At 59.2% G+C, this 20,497-nt stretch carries 11 protein-coding genes; 5 read left to right on the top strand and 6 right to left on the bottom strand.

All coding sequences use genetic code 11. The features are described from left to right. Positions 1–69 precede the first annotated feature (69 nt). From DXT96_RS05770 to parE, 4 genes are all read right to left on the bottom strand, one after another. Positions 70–2,256, bottom strand: coding sequence for a Z1 domain-containing protein (locus tag DXT96_RS05770; RefSeq protein WP_153513791.1), 2,187 nt, complete (start codon positions 2,254–2,256; stop codon positions 70–72). Continuing rightward, positions 2,253–5,447, bottom strand: a complete 3,195-nt coding sequence (locus tag DXT96_RS05765; RefSeq protein WP_153513790.1) for a site-specific DNA-methyltransferase — start codon at positions 5,445–5,447, stop codon at positions 2,253–2,255. Before DXT96_RS05765 ends, DXT96_RS05770 begins: the two co-directional genes overlap by 4 nt. A 1-nt stretch (position 5,448) precedes the next feature. Next, on the bottom strand, positions 5,449–8,499 hold the full coding sequence (locus DXT96_RS05760; RefSeq protein ID WP_153513789.1) for a BPTD_3080 family restriction endonuclease: 3,051 nt from the start codon (positions 8,497–8,499) through the stop codon (positions 5,449–5,451). Between the two features lie 427 nt (positions 8,500–8,926). Continuing rightward, the gene (gene parE / locus DXT96_RS05755) at positions 8,927–11,047 is read right to left on the bottom strand and encodes a DNA topoisomerase IV subunit B (protein ID WP_153513788.1); all 2,121 of its coding nucleotides are present in this window, start codon (positions 11,045–11,047) and stop codon (positions 8,927–8,929) included. A 208-nt stretch (positions 11,048–11,255) separates the two neighbouring features. Between parE and DXT96_RS05750 the strand changes: the two genes are divergently transcribed. The 4 genes from DXT96_RS05750 (at position 11,256) to DXT96_RS05735 (ending at position 15,478) form a co-directional block, all read left to right on the top strand. Further along, positions 11,256–12,137 carry an alpha/beta fold hydrolase gene (locus DXT96_RS05750; protein ID WP_153513787.1) on the top strand — a complete coding sequence of 294 codons (882 nt, stop codon included), beginning with the start codon at positions 11,256–11,258 and terminating at the stop codon, positions 12,135–12,137. A 214-nt stretch (positions 12,138–12,351) separates the two neighbouring features. Next, positions 12,352–13,122 (top strand): triose-phosphate isomerase, encoded by a 771-nt coding sequence (tpiA, locus tag DXT96_RS05745; RefSeq protein ID WP_137084310.1) that lies wholly within the window; start codon positions 12,352–12,354, stop codon positions 13,120–13,122. A 115-nt stretch (positions 13,123–13,237) separates the two neighbouring features. Next, positions 13,238–13,690, top strand: coding sequence for a preprotein translocase subunit SecG (secG, locus tag DXT96_RS05740; RefSeq protein ID WP_153513786.1), 453 nt, complete (start codon positions 13,238–13,240; stop codon positions 13,688–13,690). A 150-nt stretch (positions 13,691–13,840) separates the two neighbouring features. Continuing rightward, positions 13,841–15,478, top strand: coding sequence for a CTP synthase (locus tag DXT96_RS05735; RefSeq protein ID WP_371418792.1), 1,638 nt, complete (start codon positions 13,841–13,843; stop codon positions 15,476–15,478). A 117-nt stretch (positions 15,479–15,595) separates the two neighbouring features. Here DXT96_RS05735 and DXT96_RS05730 read toward each other — a convergent pair whose 3' ends face one another. Further along, positions 15,596–16,528 (bottom strand): alpha/beta hydrolase, encoded by a 933-nt coding sequence (locus DXT96_RS05730; RefSeq protein ID WP_153513784.1) that lies wholly within the window; start codon positions 16,526–16,528, stop codon positions 15,596–15,598. A gap of 208 nt (positions 16,529–16,736) precedes the next feature. Further along, positions 16,737–18,128: a class II fumarate hydratase gene (fumC, locus tag DXT96_RS05725; RefSeq protein WP_153513783.1), complete on the bottom strand. Its 1,392-nt coding sequence runs from the start codon at positions 18,126–18,128 to the stop codon at positions 16,737–16,739. 500 nt (positions 18,129–18,628) lie between these two features. Here fumC and DXT96_RS05720 point away from each other — a divergent pair, with 500 nt between their 5' ends. After that, a complete protein-coding gene (locus DXT96_RS05720; RefSeq protein WP_371418812.1) occupies positions 18,629–20,485 on the top strand; it encodes a murein L,D-transpeptidase in 1,857 nt (618 codons plus the stop codon). The last annotated feature ends 12 nt before the right edge of the window (positions 20,486–20,497 follow it).

The raw sequence follows: 20,497 nt of genomic DNA, 5'->3' as shown, positions 1-20,497 counted from the left end.
GCTGCAATCCTTCTCTCCACGAGAATCGTCAATGAGCAGAACCCGTCGCTGACAGCCGAATGGTAGCCGTCAGTCGTCAGCATCGTCGCCATTGCCCCGCACGCTGGACGCAAATATGCTCGGCGCCGCCTGAGCTGGAGCGACGAGCACTGGCCACCAGAAAGGGCAATCACGCCATCCGTCTTCTTCCCGTCCTTCCTGGCCAAGCAGCGCCAGAATCGGCAGCCCTCCGCCCAGTGAACGGAACGCGGTTCGTTCCTGATATGACAACGGGGCGTCAGAATAGCGACCGCCCGCACGGCGCCGGGCAATCGTCCTGCCCTTCGGCGCAAAGATCCAGCACTCCCCACGCTCCTGGGCTGGGGACGCGACCTTCGAAAAATACTCGACGGCAGCGCGGCACGCTTCCCAGTCGAACGAATAGCCATCCTCGAACCGAAATGCCTCTTCGAGTAAATCAAGGATCTGCACCGCCGTTTCGCATTTGAACCTCACCGGCTGCTTCGATTCGACAGCGTCCGGCGGCACCAACGCATCGACCTTCGCCATAATTTTGGACAGGTCGGTCTTCGCCTTGGTCTGGAACCCAATAGGCAACAGCGCACCATTCGGACGCAGCGAGACGATGTCCGACACAAGGATTTTGCTCGGCGCGCAAGGAATGACCCGATTGGTTACGTCGCGCATAACGAAGGCCACACCACGATCGTGCGCCCCGGTCTCAAACGCATGACGCAAGGCGGAATCGAATTCATGAACCGACTTCAAGGCATTATAATTTCCCGCCGTGGTGTAGAACCGGCTGACGGCCAGATCTTCCTTGGGGCGGTTGCCATACATGCGCGCATGTTGAAGCACTGTGTCCTGCTGCATTTTCTTGGGCGAGCGGCCATAGAAGAACCCGAGCAGGTTAGGCACGGTTATACCCCGGTCAAGAATCTGCCCGCCGATGAATACATTGAAGGGGGTGCGCAGCCGTAGTTCGGCGTTCTCGTCGAGCAGGGCCTGAACATCGTTGTCCGAATTGACCCTTTCCGTTACGACGCCGCCCTTGATGAAAGCCTCCCGAACCAGAGCGACGATTGAGTCATTATCGGGCAACGCATAGCCGCCGGCCGTTACTGACCGTTCCAGGTCATCGATCGATCGTTTCACCAATTCGCCAAAGATCGGTTCGCCCGCTGTCGCAGCCTGCGACATGCCGGCAATGATCTCCTGTGCGACCGTGTGCTGCCACGTGTGCGACGCTCTGGCCGTCTCGACATGGACAATCATCGAATAGCGTCGCTGAGGTATGCTCGCCTGCTTCTGCTGGAGTCGGCGTATCGAGGCTGCAGTCACGAACGTCACCAGCGCATGCCGCAGGGACTCGGTTCGCTTCGACGTCAGTGCTTCATCGGTGCGGACCCGACGTCGATCTTCCTTCTTAAGTGCCGTAAGTTCATCGTCGGTTACAGGATGCCAGAGGTAGAATTCGGGGTTGCTCTCGTCGTGCTCACCGAAATATTGGTCGCCGCCGACATATCCACCGTGGATCGGCACGAGTTGAGTGAAGGCCGGCCGCTTGGGCTCAAAGGTGAAATTCTGGCCCGGTGTCGCCTCGTACTCCTCCGGCTGAAGGTAGAGCGAATAGGGAGTGGCAGTTACCTGCAGCACGGCAGGGTTTGTCAGCTCGCGGCGAAGCTCGTCAATGCGGTCGGCGATGCGACCCTGTTCGATTTCGTCCGAACCCTTTTTCTTGGTGAAACGGATCGACGCGAAATCGGCTTCGTCATCCACGATCAGGACACGTTTCCCCGCCAGTCGGGGATGGGTTTCCGCGAACAGCTTCACCAGCCGCCGCATGTTATTGGACTCCTTCTTGGCCACGAAGATCAGCTTGTGGCTGTCGATTTCCCATGCCGTCAGATTTGGCACTGTCATAATATCGTAAACTGCAAGTTCCTCGGCATCGCGGAATTCGCGGTACTCATTGGCGATGCGGTTCACGGTCTGCTGCGCCAACGTCTTCGTGCCCTTGGTCAGGACGACGGCGACATCGAATCCTTCATCGAAGCCGGCGGCGATCACGCCAAGGAAGGCGCGAGTCTTGCCAGACTGGATCTTGCCCAACAGCATGCCGGGCTTGTTGCCGTCGGTGTGCGACGACTGCAGAGCCGTCACCGTGCGCCGCACGCAATCTTCAAGTTCCGGTCCTTCCGGAGAGCCTGAAGCCGCACGCGAAGCTTTTAGCCGATCGTAGAAACCGCCACTCATCTGGACTCCTCTGCCTCCGCCACGTGGTAAACCTTCATGACTTCGTCGCCGTAGTGATTAATAACCTTGACCGCTATCTTACCGCCCGGGGGCGCTTCGAATGGCTGAGAAACCGTGCTGTTGAGGACACTCCAGGCGTCTTCATCCAGATCCGCCTTGAGCGCCGTCTTCAGCTTCTCATAAGGATCCTTGCCGCCCAGGAAGTAGGCTTGGCGCACAAAGAAGCTCGTCTGGTCGTAGTCGTCGTCGATGAACCAGCAGGCCACGTCGTCGTCCACCTTGCCGGATGGCTTCAGCTCACCAGTATTGGGATTGAAGATATCGAGGCCAAGGATTTCCACCTCCAACTGGCCATCCTTGCGTTTGCGAAGTTTTACGTCGGGTTCACCGAACACGACGAATAGGTTGCCTTGGTCCGCAGTCTTGAGGCGGTCGCCCATGCGCAGGTCCTGGTTCATATTGACCTTAAGTACGGTCAGACGGCCCAGCGACATGGTTTCGGCAGACGCATGGGCCTCGAAGGCGAAGCCGCAGACGACCAGCACGTCAAACAGGTCCGCCGCTTCCCGGGCTGCGGCCACAATCATCGACCGAGTTACGGTATCGTACTCAGGCCCGATGAAGATCGCCGCACGTCGCTCCGGCGCCCCTTCCGTATCGCCCTCGACATAACGTGCCTCGGCATTGACGTAGCGCCCGGCAAACGGCCGGATGGTCGTGAAACGAAGTCGCTCACCCTTCTTGGTGTTACCGACGCCGGCCACTTTGAGGTTATCGAGCACGACGCGCACGAAATCGTCACTTGTGCTGCCGGCATCGGGTCTGCTTGCCAAGCGATGCGGAGCGTCCGCGCCATCGGCAAGCGCGGCAAGCAATAGCGGATCATCTTCGTCCGCCGGCAAGACGCGGTGTGGCGATAGACTGTCTACCGTGAACGGGCCTGCGACGCGGACGAGGCCCTTCAGTTCCACTGGCTTGTCGACCAGATATTCGTTCTCGGCATTGGTTTCGATGGAGGTGTCAATCGCCTTCTGCCGGGCTATGCGTGCTTCCCACCAAGCAGCGTGGGGTCCGAGCGCCTCTATCGGCAGCGGGTCGCCAGGATGTTTGGGTAGATCGTCGATGGTGAAGCGGCGACCCAGTTCCTTGTTCAGGTCACCAATGGCCTTGCCGATTTTCTTGTCGAGCTTGGCCATGTCGGTTTCATCGAGACCGTCTTCACCGCGTTCCCAGTTGCTGCGAAGCTTGGCCCTCTCGTCCAGCAGGGCGCGAACTTTGGCATGGAGCTTTGTCGGCTTGACGTCCCACGGATAGATCGGCGCGCGTGGAACTTCCCATTCGCGCCATTCGGTCTTCGCCGCGGCGTTCAACTGCTCGCGGAGGTGCTCCAGCGCGGCCTCGTGCTGCTCGTACAGCACGTCGATCTCTGTATTGTTGGCAATCGACTTCAGAGTGATGTGCGGTGCTCGGTTTAGCACCAGACCGTGTGCAATGTCGTTGGTGAAGGGGCCTTTCGCGGTCGCTTCTGCCGCCTCGACCTCAGTTAGCCGCCGGCCAAGCTGCAAGGCGAGCTCTTCCACTGCGCCGGCCTCGCTGTCGCGCAAGGCATAATATGGGTAGCGAGCACTCATCAGTCTTGTTCTGGCGAGCGTCAGCGCTACGCGGCTCGTGTCCACCGTTATCCAACGTCGACCCCATTGCTCGGCAACATAGGCGGTTGTACCAGACCCGCAGGTGGGATCGAGTACAAGATCACCAGGATCAGTAGCCATCAACATGCAGCGCTCTATGACCTTAGTATTCGTTTGGACGACATAGATTTTCTCAGCTCCATAGCCACCAGATGCGGTATCTGTCCAAACGTTGCCTTGAGGAAAGAATGGAAAATCGTCGGTATATCGCCTGAATGAAGCAGTTGTACCGTAAGTTTCAATACGATTCGATTGCGCCAGTCGTCTGAGCCCTTGGGCGCCGGTTTTCCACCCGCCTTTGCCGGGGCGATAGACTTCTCCCTCATACTCAAACGGTACGAGTGTTGTTTCCGAAGCCGAACTCGATGTAAGCGGGCTTCTACGATAAACCTTTTCATTTTGGCCGATTCTGACGTCACCGGATTTTTCCTCCGCGGCAATCTTCCTCATCCAAAGGTCATCTGAGATCACGAAGTCATAATTGACCCAATCAAAGCCGTCTCTTTTCGTAAGAACTTGACGAAACTTCGCGTTTTCTTTCGATTTCGCATACCAGAGTATGTAGTCGTTTGTTTCTGCTACAAAATCACCACTCTGCGTAGTTGTCTTTCGGAACGCAATCATAACAATTGCATTTGATGACCCGAACACCTCATCCATCAAAGCGCGAATACGGTGTACGTTTTCATCGCTGATCTGGACAAAAATAGATCCTGAATCCGTAAGCAATTCGCGCATCGCCTCAAGGCGATCTCGCATGTAGCTCAGATAGCTGTGTATCCCGTCGGCCCAAGTATCCCGGAAGGCACGGACTTGCTCGGGCTCACGTGAAAGCTGGCTCTCCTTCTTCGCGCTCCCCATCTGTCCGTCTTCGACTTTGGCGTTGGTCGTCGAAACCTGCCAATTCGAACCGAACTTAATGCCATACGGCGGGTCGAAATAGATGCATTGGACCTTGCCGCGCAGGTCTTCCTTTTCGGCGAGGCTGGCCATGACCTGAAGGCTGTCGCCCAGGATCATGCGGTTGGTCCATTTCATTGTGTGCTGGTAGAAATCGAGACGGTCTTCTTCGTCGATGCCGTTGAAGTCCGCGAAGAGGTCGGGCTGATCATCCAGTGATGTTGACGCTGCACTGCCCGCGCGCCGCCGTATGTCGTCGATGATCGCCTTAGGATGGATCTTCTCGGTCGTATAAATCGGCACGGCGTCCACGCGCAGCGCCTCTTCATCCTGCTCATCTTTGCCACGCCAGGTCAATTGCACTGCCCCTTCGCCATTCTCGCTGTCCGCCCAGACCAGTTGCGGGTCGAGCGCCTTGTTCCGTTCATACAATTCCGGGTGTGTTGCCGGGCTGTAGCGGCGCTGAAATACCACTTGGGTCGGCGTCGCCTCGTCATCCACGAGGAAGCTCTGCAACTCCATCGTCGGATTGTTCGGTCGCCGCGCGCCCTTGTGCTGTAGGGTTGCCACATCAATGGGTTTCCGGGGTGCCTTGGCCATGTCAGGAAACCTTCTCTAAAGTGCCGGCCGCGACTTCGAATGCCTTCACGATCGTCTCGAACGCCTTCGACATGTCATAGGGCTGCACGATTTCCACCGGAGGTCCCCAGCGCCCGAATCGCCCGTCGTTGCGTACCGCCGGTAACCACAGGCTAGCTAGCGTGTCGGCCTTGACCTGGTCTTCTTCGGTTCGTCGGCCCTTGATCTCGACCACGAGCTGCAGCGGATCATCGTGACCATCATCCCAATACACGATGAAGTCCGGGCGGTACGCTCGCTCCTGCCCCATGAAGACGTAAGGGACTTCGAAGCCCAGCGCATGGTTCTTGACGTATCCCCGCACCTGCGGGATGCGCTCGAGACGCTCAGCGAAAGCAGCTTCCCAATCGCTGTCATAGACGACGTAGTTGACTTGGCACTTTGCCGGATCCGTGGTCAGAAGCGTTGTCTTGGTCGTGAAGAAATCGACGTGCGTGCTCGATCCTTCCGGTTCGAAGGGTGCCAGCACCGGGAGGATTTCCTCGCTCCCCGCCTGCGACAGCGTCTTCGCGCAGGCCCGGACGATCCTTTCAACCGCTTCGTCGCGGTAGCTGGCAAGGCTGAGCCAACCGACTGAGCGGCCATCATGCAGGTGCAGGCATTCCGCCAGCCAGCGTTTGGCAATGCCGAGGAACTGCGGGAACAAGAATGTCGGCTCAGTATCCACGTTTTCAGTCATTCGTGCCCACCGTTCCAGCGCGCGCTTGGCGAGCATGTAGGCCACCGTCTGGCTGCGGACTGCGTCGAGATCACCCATGCCGATGACGTTCGACTGGCCGACCAGCGGATCGACCTCGGTTTCTTTGGGAATGGGCGTGTCAGCGCCCAGCCGCATGTGGCTGTCACCAACGAACGTTGCGCTCAGCCGGCCCTGTGGGAAGACGACGCGATAACCCAGTACGCGGGGGAAGCGTATCTCTGGCGCGAGACGCGTCCCGTCGGCAAAGATTCGCGTACGAGGTTTCGGCGGCGAAAAATCCTTGCTGGAGTTCGCCGGCATGAAGTCGAACGGCACGCCGAGCACATCGGCGTATTCCGCCCGGAAGAAGCCCTCGTCATCGGGTTCATAGGATACGCGGCGTAGCGCGCGACCCACGACCTGCTCGCACAGCAGTCGCGTGCCGAAGGCGCGGCAGCCGAGAATGTGTGTGACGGTGTTGGCGTCCCAGCCCTCGGTCAGCATGGATACCGACACGACGCAACGCACCGTTCCGCCCATCCGACCCTTCTGTCCGACGGTGTTCATGACCTCGCGCAACAGGTCGGCATCGGTGATGGCGTCCGGATCCCGGCCGGGTGTCCGGCGAAGCTCGCGTCGAAATGCCTCGATTTCTTCTCCGGCAATCTTCTTGAAATCATCCGAAATTGCGTCGCCGCTTTCAAGCTGTGCGGAATCGATGAGGATCGTACGAGGCCGCTCAATAGGCTTTCCACTTTCGACATTGTTGAACAGCGGCAGGTTGCCGGCACGCCACTTGTGCTTCGTCGGATCCTTTTCATCCGGGTTCTCGCAATAGCCCGCGATCCAGTCGTGTATCAGCTTCGAGGTCGACGTATTGTTGGCAACGACGATGAACACGGGTGGCGTTTCGGCATTCTTCGCGGCCCACTCTGAGAACTTGGCTTCATAATCGCGATAGAGTGCACGCAATGCCGCCTCAAGCTGCGCGGGTAGTTCTTCCGCAGAATAAACCTTTCCGGCTTTGCGCTGCCCCTTCCGGGGAAGCTTGTCACGGACGTGCTTGTAAACGTGACGGAAGATGGGCTCTTCGCGCTTGACCACGTCGTCATGGGTCGGAACGCGTGGCACCTTCACGATCCCGCATTCGATCGCATCCATCAGTGAGAAATCGGACACGACCCATGGAAAGAGCTTCCCTTCCTCCTGGCCTGAACCACGGAGGAAGAAGGGCGTTGCCGAGAGATCGTAGACGGTCTTGACCCCAAGCACCCGGTCCACGGCTCGAATGCCGTTGATCCAGACACGAGCTTCTTTGCGGCTGGCTTCTGCCTCGGCATTGGCTTCGGCAGCAGTCTCTTCCTCCGAACGCACGACGGGCTCGATCTCCGTCGGCGGCGGCGCTTCGTAGCAGTGATGGGCCTCATCGTTGATGACGATGATCCCGCGCCGCCCCATCAGCGGCTTCATAACCCGCTGAACCATTTCGGCTTCAGTTTCTCGAAACCGGGCGTCGAACGTCTCGGGGTCCTCTCGCCCGCGGAGCGCCTCGAGGGTGCCCGGCTTGATGTCGCCCTTTGTCCTTAGCTGGAATGAGTGATAGTTGGTGACCACGATGCGCGCCTTGCGCAGTTCGTCCACCATGTCGCGCGGAACAATCGACAGCTTCTCGTAGATCGAATTGCCTGACTCTGGCTGCAAAACGCGCAATCGGTCCTTGATTGTGATACCCGGAGCCACCAGCAAGAAGGCGTCAGTGAACATCTTCGATTGTGGCCGACGCGCTTTGTTGATCGCCTGCCATGCGATCAACATGGCCATGACCGTCGTCTTGCCTGCACCCGTGGCGAGCTTCAGGGCAAGGCGAAACAAGCCCGGATTCGAACCCTCGCTTTGTTGCCGGAAATACTCCAAATGCCTGGCATGGACGGGGTTCTTCGGCGCGACCTCGGTCAACCAAATTAGCGTCTCGGCTGCCTCTACCTGGCAGAAAAACAGCGGTCGCTCTCGGTCGGTCGTCCGCCAATGCTTCAGCAAGCGTGCGGTTTCATACGTGACCCCCCAGCTTGCCTCGGGAGAGTTGCGCCATTGGTCAACTTCAGCCCGTATGGCGTTAACTCGGTCATTTGCCCGTCGCTCGGACGCACGCTCATCGAGGATCAGCTCCTGCTGGCCGCCCTTGGCACGTTTCGAAGTGGCGACGGCAACGATGTATTCGGACCGACGTCGGCCTTCATTCTTCTCGCCTGTAGGCATCCCGTCGTCGGAGAGTGCCCAATGCCGATCGGGCTTGGAGAACGGACGGTTGAGGATGGGATTCTCGATAGCAATCATGGGTGTTGTTAGAGCATCTCATGCAAGCGGGGACAAGCGGCCGACTGTCAGTGCTAACAGGTAACATTTGGCGCCATCGAGGTCGGACGCTTATAGATCGCTCCGTCCGGCTTTAAAGATCTCGAATCTTACAGCTTTGGGTTTCGGAAACGCGATTGCTTGTGCAGTTGATAGAGCTTCTTCGTCAGGTACTCGGCGGCGCTTTTTTTGACCGATCAGAGCGACAGATAACGCGCAACGTCCGCTCGTGGCGAGCGACGCGGCCGAGTCAGGCGGTGGTGTTTGGGGGTGACGATGTCCGTTCGTCTTTCAATAAATCCCAGGCACTCGAAAGTGCTTGGGATTGTGTTTTATGCATTTGGCCAGTTTTGGCTTTAAGAATGGTCAGTTTCAGCGGTATTTGGCCAGGACCAGCTTAGGTTTCTCATCAGATATCCAGATTATCCGCAAATGCCGCGCGTTCCTGAATAAACCTGAAGCGGGCGTCCGCTTTCGTGCCCATCAGATTGTCGACAGCCTCGCGGGTGCCTTCAAAATCCACGTCATCGATCTCGACGCGCAGCAGGGTGCGCTTGCCGGGATCCATGGTGGTTTCCTTCAGCTGCGCGGCCATCATTTCGCCGAGGCCTTTGAAGCGGCCGATTTCGACTTTCTTGCCCTTGAACATGGTCTCCATCAGCTCGGCGCGGTGGGCGTCGTCGCGGGCATAGGCGCTCTTTGCACCCTGACGGATGACGTAAAGCGGCGGCACGGCCAGATAGAGGTGATTGCCGCGAATGAGTTCCGGCATTTCCTGATAGAAGAAGGTGATGAGCAGCGAGGCGATATGCGCGCCATCGACATCGGCATCGGTCATGATGATGATGCGCTCGTAGCGCAAATCCTCTTCGCGGTATTTGGTGCGTGTGCCGCAACCGAGCGCCTGAATGAGATCGGCGATCTGCTGGTTGGCGGAGAGTTTTTCGCGGCTGGCACTGCCGACGTTGAGGATTTTACCGCGCAGCGGCAGGATGGCCTGATTGGCGCGGTTGCGCGCCTGTTTGGCAGAGCCGCCAGCCGAATCACCCTCGACGATGAAGAGTTCGGCATTTTCGGCCGTGTTCTGGGAGCAGTCCGCCAGCTTGCCGGGCAGGCGCAGCTTGCGCACCGCCGTCTTGCGGTTGACTTCCTTTTCCTTGCGGCGGCGAAGACGATCCTCGGCGCGCTCGATCACCCAGTCGAGCAGCTTGTCCGCTTCGCCCGGATTGCCGGCAAGATAATGGTCGAAGGGATCGCGCAGCGCATTTTCAACGATGCGCTGGGCCTCGACGGTGGCGAGCTTGTCCTTGGTCTGGCCGACGAATTCCGGCTCGCGAATGAAGACCGAGAGCATGCCGGCTGCCGAAATCATCACGTCGTCGGTGGTGATTTCCTTGGCGCGCTTGTTCTGGGTCAGCTCGGCATAGTTTTTCAGACCCTTGGTCAGCGCGATGCGGAAACCCGCCTCATGCGTGCCGCCTTCGGGCGTGGGGATGGTGTTGCAATAGGAATGGATCTGCGTATCGCCGCCATACCAGGTGACCGCCCATTCCAGCGCGCCGTGGCCGCCGGTCTTTTCCGTTCGCCCTGAGAAAATCTCACGGGTAACGGTGAATTCCTTGCCGAGCGTGGCGGCCAGATAATCCTTCAGGCCGCCCGGAAAATGGAACACTGCCTTTTCGGGGATTTCGCCATCGGCCGGCACCATGCCGGGGTCGCAGCTCCAGCGGATTTCAACGCCGCCGAACAGATAGGCCTTGGAGCGGGCCATGCGGAAGATGCGGGCCGGTTCGAATTTGGCGTGATCGCCGAAAATCTGCGGATCGGGATGGAAACGCACGCGGGTGCCGCGGCGGTTGTGCACATCGCCCAGTTCCTCAAGCCCGCCGATCGGCGCGCCGCGCGAAAAGCGCTGGCGGTAGAGCTTGCGGTTACGGGCGACTTCCACTTCCAAGAGATCGGACAGCGCATTGACCACGGACACGCCGACGCCGTGCAGGCCGCCTGACGTCTCATAGGCCTTGCCGTCGAACTTGCCGCCGGCATGCAGCTTGGTCATGATGACTTCTAGCGTCGATTTACCGGGAACCTGCGGGTGGTTTTCGACAGGGATGCCACGGCCGTTATCGGTGACCGTCAGAAAACCTTCGGTATCGAGATGAACCTCGATGAAATTGGCGTGGCCGGCGACGGCCTCGTCCATGGAGTTGTCGATGACTTCGGCAAAGAGATGGTGCAGCGCCTTTTCGTCGGTGCCGCCAATATACATGCCGGGCCGCATGCGCACCGGCTCCAGCCCTTCGAGCACGCGGATCGACGATGCACCATAGTCGTCACCGGAAGGAGACACGGGCGCGGGAGGAGCAGGCGGGTTGGCGGCCGCAACGGCTGCGGGTTTCGGCTGCACATTCACATTCGCAGCGGCGGTCGCCGGGGCCTTCGCGGGTTTGCCCGCGTCCTCGTTCGTTTCCGTTTCGCTGTTTTGTGCCGCCGGAAGACCGGAGAAGAGATCGTTGCTGTCGTCCATCATGTCCAAGGTTCAAAAATAGTGTCGTCAGAATTTCGCCAGGCGAATCATTTTGTATATGGGGGCGATTATAACGCCAAAGATGTAAGGCATGTGGCCGAATGCGGCGTGCCACTTGCCGAGACCATGTCAGGGTTTCGCAACAGGAGGATTGCGCCGCCGCCCTTGTGATGGCAAGTCTCGCAGCCACGAATGAACGGTTAGCCAAGTCATGTCCACAGCTCATTTCACGTTTTGTACTCTTTTCTGCCTGACTGTTGCGGTGATGCCGGGCGCTGCTTCCGCTGCCGATGGGCCGCTGCGGCCCTTCAAGGACGAGCTGTTTTCCAGCCAGACGGTGCTTTCCACCGGGGATGGTGGTGCATCCGAGGTGATCGATTATCAGGAAATGCGCGACATTAACGGCCGCGACGAGGTGCCGGAGCGCCGGGTGAAGCGACAATATGTCGATATGACGCCGAAGAAGGCGCAGGCGCTGGAAACCATGTCCGTGGAGGGCAGGGCGCTTGAGGTTGGTCGCGTCGGACCGGCAAGCGGGCAGGCCTTCACGGTGATCTTCATTCATGGTCGCGGCGGCGACCGGCGGCTGGGCATGAACGACTATACGTTCGGCGGCAATTTCAACCGGCTGAAAAATCTCGCTGTCGCCAATGGCGGCACCTATTATGTGCCGAGCGTGCGCTCCTTCGATGAAAACGGCGTTGCCGATGTCGCCGCGCTGATTGCCGATGCGGCTCAGAAATCGGGTGGAAAGCCCGTGGTGCTGGCCTGTGCCTCGATGGGCAGTTTCATCTGTTATGGCATTAGCCGCGACAAGGTGGCTGTCGCCAATCTTATGGGTATGGCGATTCTGGGTGGTGCGGTCGATCCCGATTTTCCGAAAAGCGCCTTTGCCAGGGCGAAAAAACCGGTCTGGTTCACCCATGGCAGCGCCGACAAGGTCTATTCGGCGGATCAGCAGGCGACGATCTTTCGTGCATTGCTGAAGGCTGGGGAGCCGGCGCGGTTTACGCGGTTCGAGACCGGCAGCCACGGGACGCCGGTGCGCATGACCGACTGGCGGGCGGTTTTGAACTGGATTTTGAGCCGTTGAGGCTTCCATTTGGATCAGCGACGGTAAATTTTTCGAAATTGGCGGTCGTTTTGAACCTTCGGGCCGCTTTTTTGTACCATTTGTTGCCGGGGCCGTTTAAAGGAATATCCCGGGATTTCCGGCAGTGTTTCTGTCGCGATTATGGGCCGTGAGACGGCTGAGGGAAGGGGTGTCGTCAATGCGGCCGCCTCGAGACAAAGGGAATGGGATACGCATGACGCCGAATGTTCGACCGCTTGTTGCCGGAAACTGGAAGATGAACGGCACGCGTGCCTCGCTCGATCAGATCAAGGCCATGGCAGAAGGCGTCAAGGGCGCGCTGTCGGAGAAGGTGGACGCGCTGATCTGCCCACCCTCGACCCTGCTTTATGTGGCGACGGCGCTGTGCGATGACAGCCCGCTGCTGATCGGCGCGCAGGATTGCCACCAGAACGCATCCGGCGCGCATACTGGCGATATTTCCGCCGAGATGATCGCCGACTGCTTCGGCACCCATGTCATCGTCGGTCATTCCGAGCGCCGCACTGACCACGCCGAGACGGATCATCTGGTGCGCGCCAAGGCTGTTGCGGCCCATCAGGCCGATCTTATCGCCATCGTCTGCATTGGCGAGACGGCGGATGAGCGCAAGGCGGGCCAGACGCTCGACATTCTCAAGCGCCAACTGGCCGGCTCCCTGCCGGATGAGGCGACTGCTGAAAACACCGTCATCGCCTATGAGCCTGTCTGGGCGATCGGCACCGGTCTTACCCCCACCACGCAGGATGTGCGCGAGGCCCATGCCTTCATGCGCGACGAACTCGTCAAGCGCTTCGGTGATGCCGGCAAGACCATGCGTATTCTCTATGGCGGTTCGGTGAAGCCCGCCAATGCGCTGGAACTGATGGGCGTCGAGAACGTCGATGGCGCGCTGATCGGCGGCGCCAGCTTGAAAGCTTCCGACTTCCTGTCCATCTATGCGGCATATGAGCAACTGACGGCCTGAGACCAGCTTTCCTGTCACAGGGGTTGGAAAGGGGCTTGGAATAAACCTTCGCCTCATGTAAAGAGCCGCGAAACCTTCTTTGTAGTGCTCCGCGCGGGGCATGGAATGGATTGTCATGCAGACCGTTTTGATTGTTATACACCTCATGATCGTGCTGGCGCTCGTCGGCGTGGTCCTGATCCAGCGTTCCGAAGGCGGCGGCCTCGGTATCGGCGGCGGTTCGGGCTTCATGTCCGCGCGCGGAACGGCCAATGCGTTGACCCGCACCACGGGTATCCTCGCCGCGCTGTTCTTCCTGACGTCGCTCGGCCTTGGTCTTATGACCCGTTACGAAGCGCGCCCGACCGATATTCTGAACCGTATTCCGGCCACGCAAGGCCAGGGCAACGGCATTCTCGACACGCTCGGCCCGGCAACGACGCCCGCAACGCCGGCTCCGGCTGGAAATGGCGTTCCGACCAACAATGGCGCAGCAGCGCCCGCCCAGACGGCTCCGGCCGCTTCCGGCACGGCCGCTCCGGCACCGGCGCAGCCCGCCGATCCGAACGCAGTTCCGACCGGTCAATAAGCCCGGTTCTGATTTAACACTCCGGCAGGCCAAAAGCCTGCCGGTTTTCTTTTGTTCGTATTCCGCCGCGTCCCATCGTAAATTCGTCAACAGCGAATTTTCGAAAGCATGAAATTTGGGCTGGCGGAATCAGAGGTAAAAAGGTATCCGGTGAATCCCATGGCGCGATATGTATTCATCACAGGCGGCGTGGTCTCCTCTTTAGGTAAGGGCATCGCCGCAGCAGCACTCGGAGCTTTGTTGCAATCCCGTGGTTATCGGGTGCGGCTTCGCAAACTCGACCCCTATCTGAACGTCGATCCCGGCACCATGAGCCCGACACAGCACGGCGAAGTGTTCGTGACGGATGACGGTGCCGAGACGGACCTCGACCTTGGCCACTATGAGCGCTTCACAGGGCGTTCGGCCACCAAGACCGACAACATCACGACCGGTCGCATCTACAAGAACATCATCGACAAGGAACGCCGCGGCGACTATCTCGGCGCAACCGTTCAGGTCATTCCGCATGTCACAAACGAGATCAAGGATTTCGTGATCGAAGGCAATGACGATTACGATTTCGTCATCTGCGAGATCGGCGGCACAGTGGGTGACATCGAAGCGATGCCGTTCATGGAGGCGATCCGCCAGCTCGGCAACGACCTGCCGCGCGGTACCGCAATCTATCTTCACCTGACGCTGATGCCCTATATTCCGGCGGCAGGCGAACTGAAGACCAAGCCGACCCAGCATTCCGTAAAGGAACTGCAGGCGCTCGGTATTCACCCCGACATTCTTTTGGTGCGCGCCGACCGGGAAATCCCGGAAGCGGAACGCCGCAAGCTTTCGCTGTTCTGCAACGTGCGCGAATCCGCCGTCATTCAGGCGCTGGATGCCGCGAATATCTACGATGTGCCGATGGCTTACCACAAGGAAGGCCTCGATTCGGAAGTGCTGGCCGCTTTCGGCATCGAGCCTGCGCCGAAGCCGCGTCTGGAACAATGGGAAGAAGTTTGCAACCGCATCCGCACGCCGGAAGGCGAGGTAACGATTGCGATCGTCGGCAAATATACCGGCCTCAAGGATGCCTATAAGTCGCTGATCGAGGCGCTGCATCACGGCGGCATCTCCAACCGCGTCAAGGTGAAGCTGGAGTGGATCGAGTCGGAAGTCTTCGAAAAGGAAGATCCAACGCCCTATCTCGAAAAGGTCAATGGCATTCTGGTGCCGGGCGGTTTCGGCGAACGCGGTTCCGAAGGCAAGATCATGGCGGCGCAGTTTGCCCGCGAGCGCAAGGTGCCCTATTTCGGCATCTGCTTCGGCATGCAGATGGCGGTCGTGGAAGCGGCCCGTCATCTCGCCGGCATCGAAAATGCCTCCTCCACCGAATTCGGCCCGACCGCTGAGCCGGTTGTCGGCCTGATGACGGAATGGGTGAAGGGCAACGAGCTTGAAAAGCGCTCCACCAAGGGCGATCTCGGCGGCACCATGCGTCTCGGCGCTTACAAGGCGGCGCTGAAGAAAGACACCAAGATTGCTGACATCTATGGTTCCACCGAGATTTCCGAGCGCCACCGCCACCGTTACGAGGTGAATGTGGACTACAAGGAACGGCTGGAAAATTGCGGCCTGGTCTTTTCGGGCATGTCTCCGGATGGTGTCCTGCCGGAGACGGTGGAATATCCTGACCATCCCTGGTTCATCGGCGTGCAGTACCACCCGGAACTGAAAAGCCGCCCGCTCGACCCACATCCGCTGTTTGCCAGCTTCGTTGAAGCGGCGGTGGAGCAGAGCCGGCTGGTTTGACGGTTTGAATGATTACGAAGAGGGCCGCTTTTGCGGCCCTTTTTTTATTGGGGTGGCAATTTTATTGGAGTGACAATAGGCCTCAAGACGCGCGGTGCGATGGATCGCCGGGAGGCCTCATGTCAGAAAGTTCTGCTTCCGCAACCAAGCCTCATACCAGTTTGGCCATTCCTGTGTTGGGGTTCCGGGCTTTCCCATGCCGAAGCCGTGGCCGCCGGATGCGATCGGACGGAATTCGACATCCACACCAGCCTTTTCACAGGCCTCTCGCATGACACGGCTATTGGCGGGATCGGAAATCCGATCGTCATCCGCCTGTGTGAGGAAGACCGGGGGGCAATCTTTGCTCACATGACTTTCCACCGACCATTGCCGCGTTGCTTCATCTGCCGGGTGTCTGCCGACAAGCGATCTGCGGGTTGATGTGTGATCATAGGGTGCAGCCAGCGTGATGACCGGATAGATCAGCGCTGCGACATCCGGCCCGGCTGATTGCCTGTCGATGTCATCGATGCCTTCGTAAGATGTAAAAGCCGGGCGGGTGGCGACAAGCCCCATCAAGTGCCCGCCTGCGGAAAAGCCAAGCGCGCCGATCCTGTGCGGATCGATCTGCCAGTTCGAAGCGCGTGCACGCACCAGACGAAAGGCGCGCTGCGCATCCTGAAGCGGCGCCAGCGGTCCGGCAGCCCATCCTTCAATTGGCAGGCGATAGGTGAGGACAAAAGCATAAATGCCTCTGGCTGCGAGCCAGCGTGCAGCGGGATAGGACTCCTTGCCTTCCTCTATGCGTTTATATCCGCCGCCGCCTGCAATGATCATTGCCGAACCAGTTGACTTTTCGGGGGCGAATACCTCTAGGCCCGGTCTGGATATGTTGGTGACTGCGCCTTTTTTGCTGATATCTGTGCTGCCCTTTGGACCACCACCACCCGGAGGCAGCCCGGGCCAAAGGGAAATCCGGGGCGGATCGCCTTGCGCAAAAAGATTTGGGGCTTTCATCGCCGTGACGAGGAATACGCTTCCAAGAAACAGGCTGCGGCGGCAGATCATGATGTCATCCTCAATCGCGCACTTGGTTTCGGTATTCTCTGCGGAAGAACAGTTTACGAGGACGATTTAAAAACACCAAGAGAGGTCGATGCCGGGCCATCCCGATGTTTTGGCACCATGTCACGGTCTCGTCGCTCACCCGTCAACCGAACAAACAAAAAACGGGCCCGAAGGCCCGTTCTCTATTCCAGCGATAATCCTGACAGGCTTACTTCGGGCCGATCATGTTTTCCGGGCGTACAAACTGGTCGAATTCCTCGTTAGTGAGGTATCCGCCGCCGACGGTTTCTTCGCGCAGGGTCGTGCCGTTCTTGTGGGCGGTCTTGGCGATCTTGGCGCAGATGTCGTAGCCGAGCTTGCCGTTCAGCGCTGTCACCAGCATCAGCGAATTTTCGACACCCTTGCGGATATTGTCTTCGCGTGCCTCGATACCGACGACGCAATTGTCGGTGAAGGAGACGGCGGCGTCGCCCAGAAGCTGGACCGACTGCAGGAAGTTGTAGGCCATCATCGGGTTATAGACATTGAGCTCGAAGTGGCCCTGCGAGCCGGCAAAGGAGAGGGCGGCATTGTTGCCGAAGATGTGGGCGCAAACCTGCGTCAGTGCTTCCGACTGGGTGGGGTTGACCTTGCCCGGCATGATCGATGAGCCGGGTTCGTTTTCCGGCAGCGACAATTCGCCAAGACCGGCGCGCGGGCCGGAGCCGAGGAAGCGGATGTCGTTGGCGATCTTGAAGAGTGCAGCGGCAGCGGCATTGATTGCGCCATGCGAGAAGACCATGGAATCATGCGAGGCGAGCGCTTCGAACTTGTTCGGCGCGGTGACGAAGGGCAGGCCGGTGATCTTGGAAATCTCGTCGGCGACCTTTTCGGCGAAGCCCACCGGGGCGTTGAGGCCCGTGCCGACAGCCGTGCCGCCCTGGGCCAGCTTGGAAATTGCCGGCAGCGTCAGTTCGATATTGGCAATCGCCGAGGCGACCTGCGCGGCATAACCGGAGAATTCCTGGCCGAGCGTCAGCGGGGTCGCATCCTGCGTGTGGGTACGGCCGATCTTGATGATCTTCTCGAACTGCTTGACCTTGGCTTCCAGCGCCGTGTGCAGGTGCTTGAGCGCCGGCAGCAGGTGGTGAACGATCTCTTCCACGCAGGCGATGTGCATCGCGGTGGGGTAAGTGTCGTTCGAGGACTGGCTCATATTGACGTGGTCATTGGGGTGAACGGGCTTCTTGGTACCCATTTCGCCGCCGAGCATCTCGATTGCGCGGTTGGAAATCACCTCATTGGCATTCATGTTGGACTGGGTGCCGGAACCGGTCTGCCAGACGACCAGCGGGAAATGCTCGGTCAGCTTGCCGTCGATGACTTCCTGCGCAGCGGCAATGATGGCGTCGCCAACCTTGGGGTCGAGACCGGCCAGCGCCATGTTGGCGCGGGCAGCAGCCTGCTTGACGATGCCCAGCGCACGAACGACAGAGGCGGGCTGCTTTTCCCAGCCGATCTTGAAGTTGCCGAGCGAGCGCTGCGCCTGTGCGCCCCAATAGCGATCGGCCTGAACTTCAATGGGTCCAAATGTATCGGTTTCCGTCCGTGTGGCTGTCATCAATCTTGCCTTTTTACTCGTGTTCCTCCGCCAAAACGGTGCCTTCGCCCGCCTTGCGCGGCCGATATATAGAATCATCGCGCCGGCAATGAAAGCGCTGCAATGCGGCAGGGGCAGATATTTCCCGCCGTGTTAAAGCGATTTCGACATCAGGGCAGGGCCGGGGTGAAAAACGGACCGGCGTGGCATTTTTACTACGTCCCGAAGTGTCCGGAAAACCGGGCTTTCCGTGGCATGCGAGCGGTGTGGCAAACCACGGCAAAGTGAATGAAATAAATAGAAATTTAACCATTCTCGCCAATTCTGGAAATTACGTTTTTATGGCTTTGGCTGTATCATAAGGTTCATTTCGGCACGGTTGTGAACTTTGGGCGTTTCTTTTCAACGGGCCGTCTATCGGCTAGACAGGCATGAAACTGATGCAAGCCGTTTTTCTGGCTGTGCTGGGTGCTACGAGGATCAAATTGCAAGTCACATCTGGAAAAACATCGGCAACGCTGGTGCTGGTTCTCGGTCTTTCCGTTTCCACCGCTCTTCCCGGCAGCGCCGGTGCGGTAACGCTGATGGACCTTCTGCGCGGCGGCCCGGGCAAGGTTGCGCGTGACCGCGGTGAATTGCCGCCGGCCGGTGTCGTCACCTCGCCGTCGGTTTCAGGACCGAGCGCCGATGCTTCCGATCCCGAGCCCCTGCCGCGCGTTTCCGGCCCGCGTTATTACGACTACAAGGCGGATACCGCCCGCGCTGTGAACACGGCCAATTTCAGTGACGATCTCGCCAACCTGAAGTTCAGCGCCACGCCTGAAATCGCCAAGGCGCTGGAAGCCTATTATGGCGCCGGCGGCAAGACGCTGTGGGTTTCCGACGGCGAATTGACCGAACGTGCCAACGCCGTCATCGCCTTCTTCGAGACCGTTGGCGAAAGCGGCCTCGATCCGGCTGATTACAGCATTTCCGCACCGGCAAAGGATGTGACCGCCAGCATCAGCAGCAATGCTTCCGGCACGACTGCAACCGGTACGCCGGTGGAAATGGCATCGGCATCGACCTCCGACGCCTATCAGCGGGCGCAGATGCGGTTCGAACTGGCGCTGTCTGCCAAGGTTCTGGCCTATGTGCAGGATACGACCCGCGGCCGTGTCGATCCGAACCGGCTCTCCGGCTACCATGATTTCAAGCGCAAGACGGTGAACCTTACCCCCGTGCTGAAGCTTGCCGGCCTCAGCCCCGATGTCGCTGCCTATCTGCGCAGCCGCGAACCATCGAGTGCCGAATATCAGGCGCTGAAGGCTGACCTTGCCCGCCTGCGCGGTGAGGGCGATGCGGCTCACACCGTCCGCGTTCCCGCCGATCTGGTGCTGAAGCCCGGCAATAGCAGCGCTGATATGGCCAATGTGGTCAAGGCGATCGAACATCGCGCTTCGCCCGCCTTCAAGGCGCAGCATGCGGCGATCATTTCGGGCTACCAGCAGACGCAGGATTACACGCCTGATCTCGTCGATCTGGTGAAGGCGTTCCAGAGCGAAAACGGCCTTAAGCCGGATGGCGTCATCGGCCGCGCCACTGTTCGCGCCATGGTTGGCGAAAGCAACGAGGCGAAGATCGCCAAGGTGCAGGTGGCCATGGAGCAGATCCGCTGGCTGCCGGCCGATCTCGGCCAGCGTTACGTCCTCATCAATCAGCCCGCTTTCATGGCCTATTACCACAATGATGGTGTGGAACAGTTCGGCATGAAGGTGGTCGTCGGCTCCAAGGCCAACCAGACTTATTTCTTCCAGGACGAAATCCAGACCGTCGAGTTCAATCCCTATTGGGGCGTGCCGCAGTCGATCATCGTCAACGAGATGCTGCCGAAGCTGCGCCGCGATCCGTCCTATCTCGACCGGCTGGGTTACGAAGTGCAGGTGGGTGGCCGTGCGGTCTCCTCCACCAGCGTCAACTGGTACGGCTCGACCAATGCCGTTTCCGTGCGCCAGCCGCCAAGCAGTGACAATGCGCTGGGCGACCTGAAAATCCTGTTCCCCAATGCGCATGCCATCTACATGCATGACACACCGGCCAAGAGCTTCTTCAACCGCGACATGCGGGCGCTGAGCCACGGCTGTATCCGTCTGGTCGATCCGCGCCGTATGGCGGCCGCGGTTCTCGGCACCAGCGTCGACAAGGTGGGCGAGCAGATTGCTTCGGGCAAGAACCGCGCCGTGCAGGTGCCGGTGAAAATCCCGGTCTACGTTGCTTATTTCACCGCCTGGCCGGACAGGGACGGCAAGGTGCAGTTCTTCGACGACGTGTATGACCGCGACAGCTATGTGCAGAAGGCGTTTGCCGTGACGACAAAGGCGCGGGCCGCATCGATCTGATAAATCGCATTG

This window comes from Agrobacterium sp. ICMP 6402 (assembly GCF_009498615.1).
Classification (GTDB): Bacteria; Pseudomonadota; Alphaproteobacteria; order Rhizobiales; family Rhizobiaceae; genus Agrobacterium; species Agrobacterium burrii.
This window is presented reverse-complemented; position numbering and strand designations above follow the sequence as displayed.

Bases quoted from the DNA above. Each gene is read 5' to 3' on its own strand.
- DXT96_RS05760 (WP_153513789.1), bottom strand. From the start codon at position 8,499: ATGATTGCTATCGAGAATCCCATCCTCAACCGTCCGTTCTCCAAGCCC.
- DXT96_RS05770 (WP_153513791.1), bottom strand. From the start codon at position 2,256: ATGAGTGGCGGTTTCTACGATCGGCTAAAAGCTTCGCGTGCGGCTTCA.
- tpiA (WP_137084310.1), top strand. From the start codon at position 12,352: ATGACGCCGAATGTTCGACCGCTTGTTGCCGGAAACTGGAAGATGAAC.
- parE (WP_153513788.1), bottom strand. From the start codon at position 11,047: ATGATGGACGACAGCAACGATCTCTTCTCCGGTCTTCCGGCGGCACAA.
- secG (WP_153513786.1), top strand. From the start codon at position 13,238: ATGCAGACCGTTTTGATTGTTATACACCTCATGATCGTGCTGGCGCTC.
- DXT96_RS05750 (WP_153513787.1), top strand. From the start codon at position 11,256: ATGTCCACAGCTCATTTCACGTTTTGTACTCTTTTCTGCCTGACTGTT.
- fumC (WP_153513783.1), bottom strand. From the start codon at position 18,128: ATGACAGCCACACGGACGGAAACCGATACATTTGGACCCATTGAAGTT.
- DXT96_RS05765 (WP_153513790.1), bottom strand. From the start codon at position 5,447: ATGGCCAAGGCACCCCGGAAACCCATTGATGTGGCAACCCTACAGCAC.
- DXT96_RS05730 (WP_153513784.1), bottom strand. From the start codon at position 16,528: ATGATCTGCCGCCGCAGCCTGTTTCTTGGAAGCGTATTCCTCGTCACG.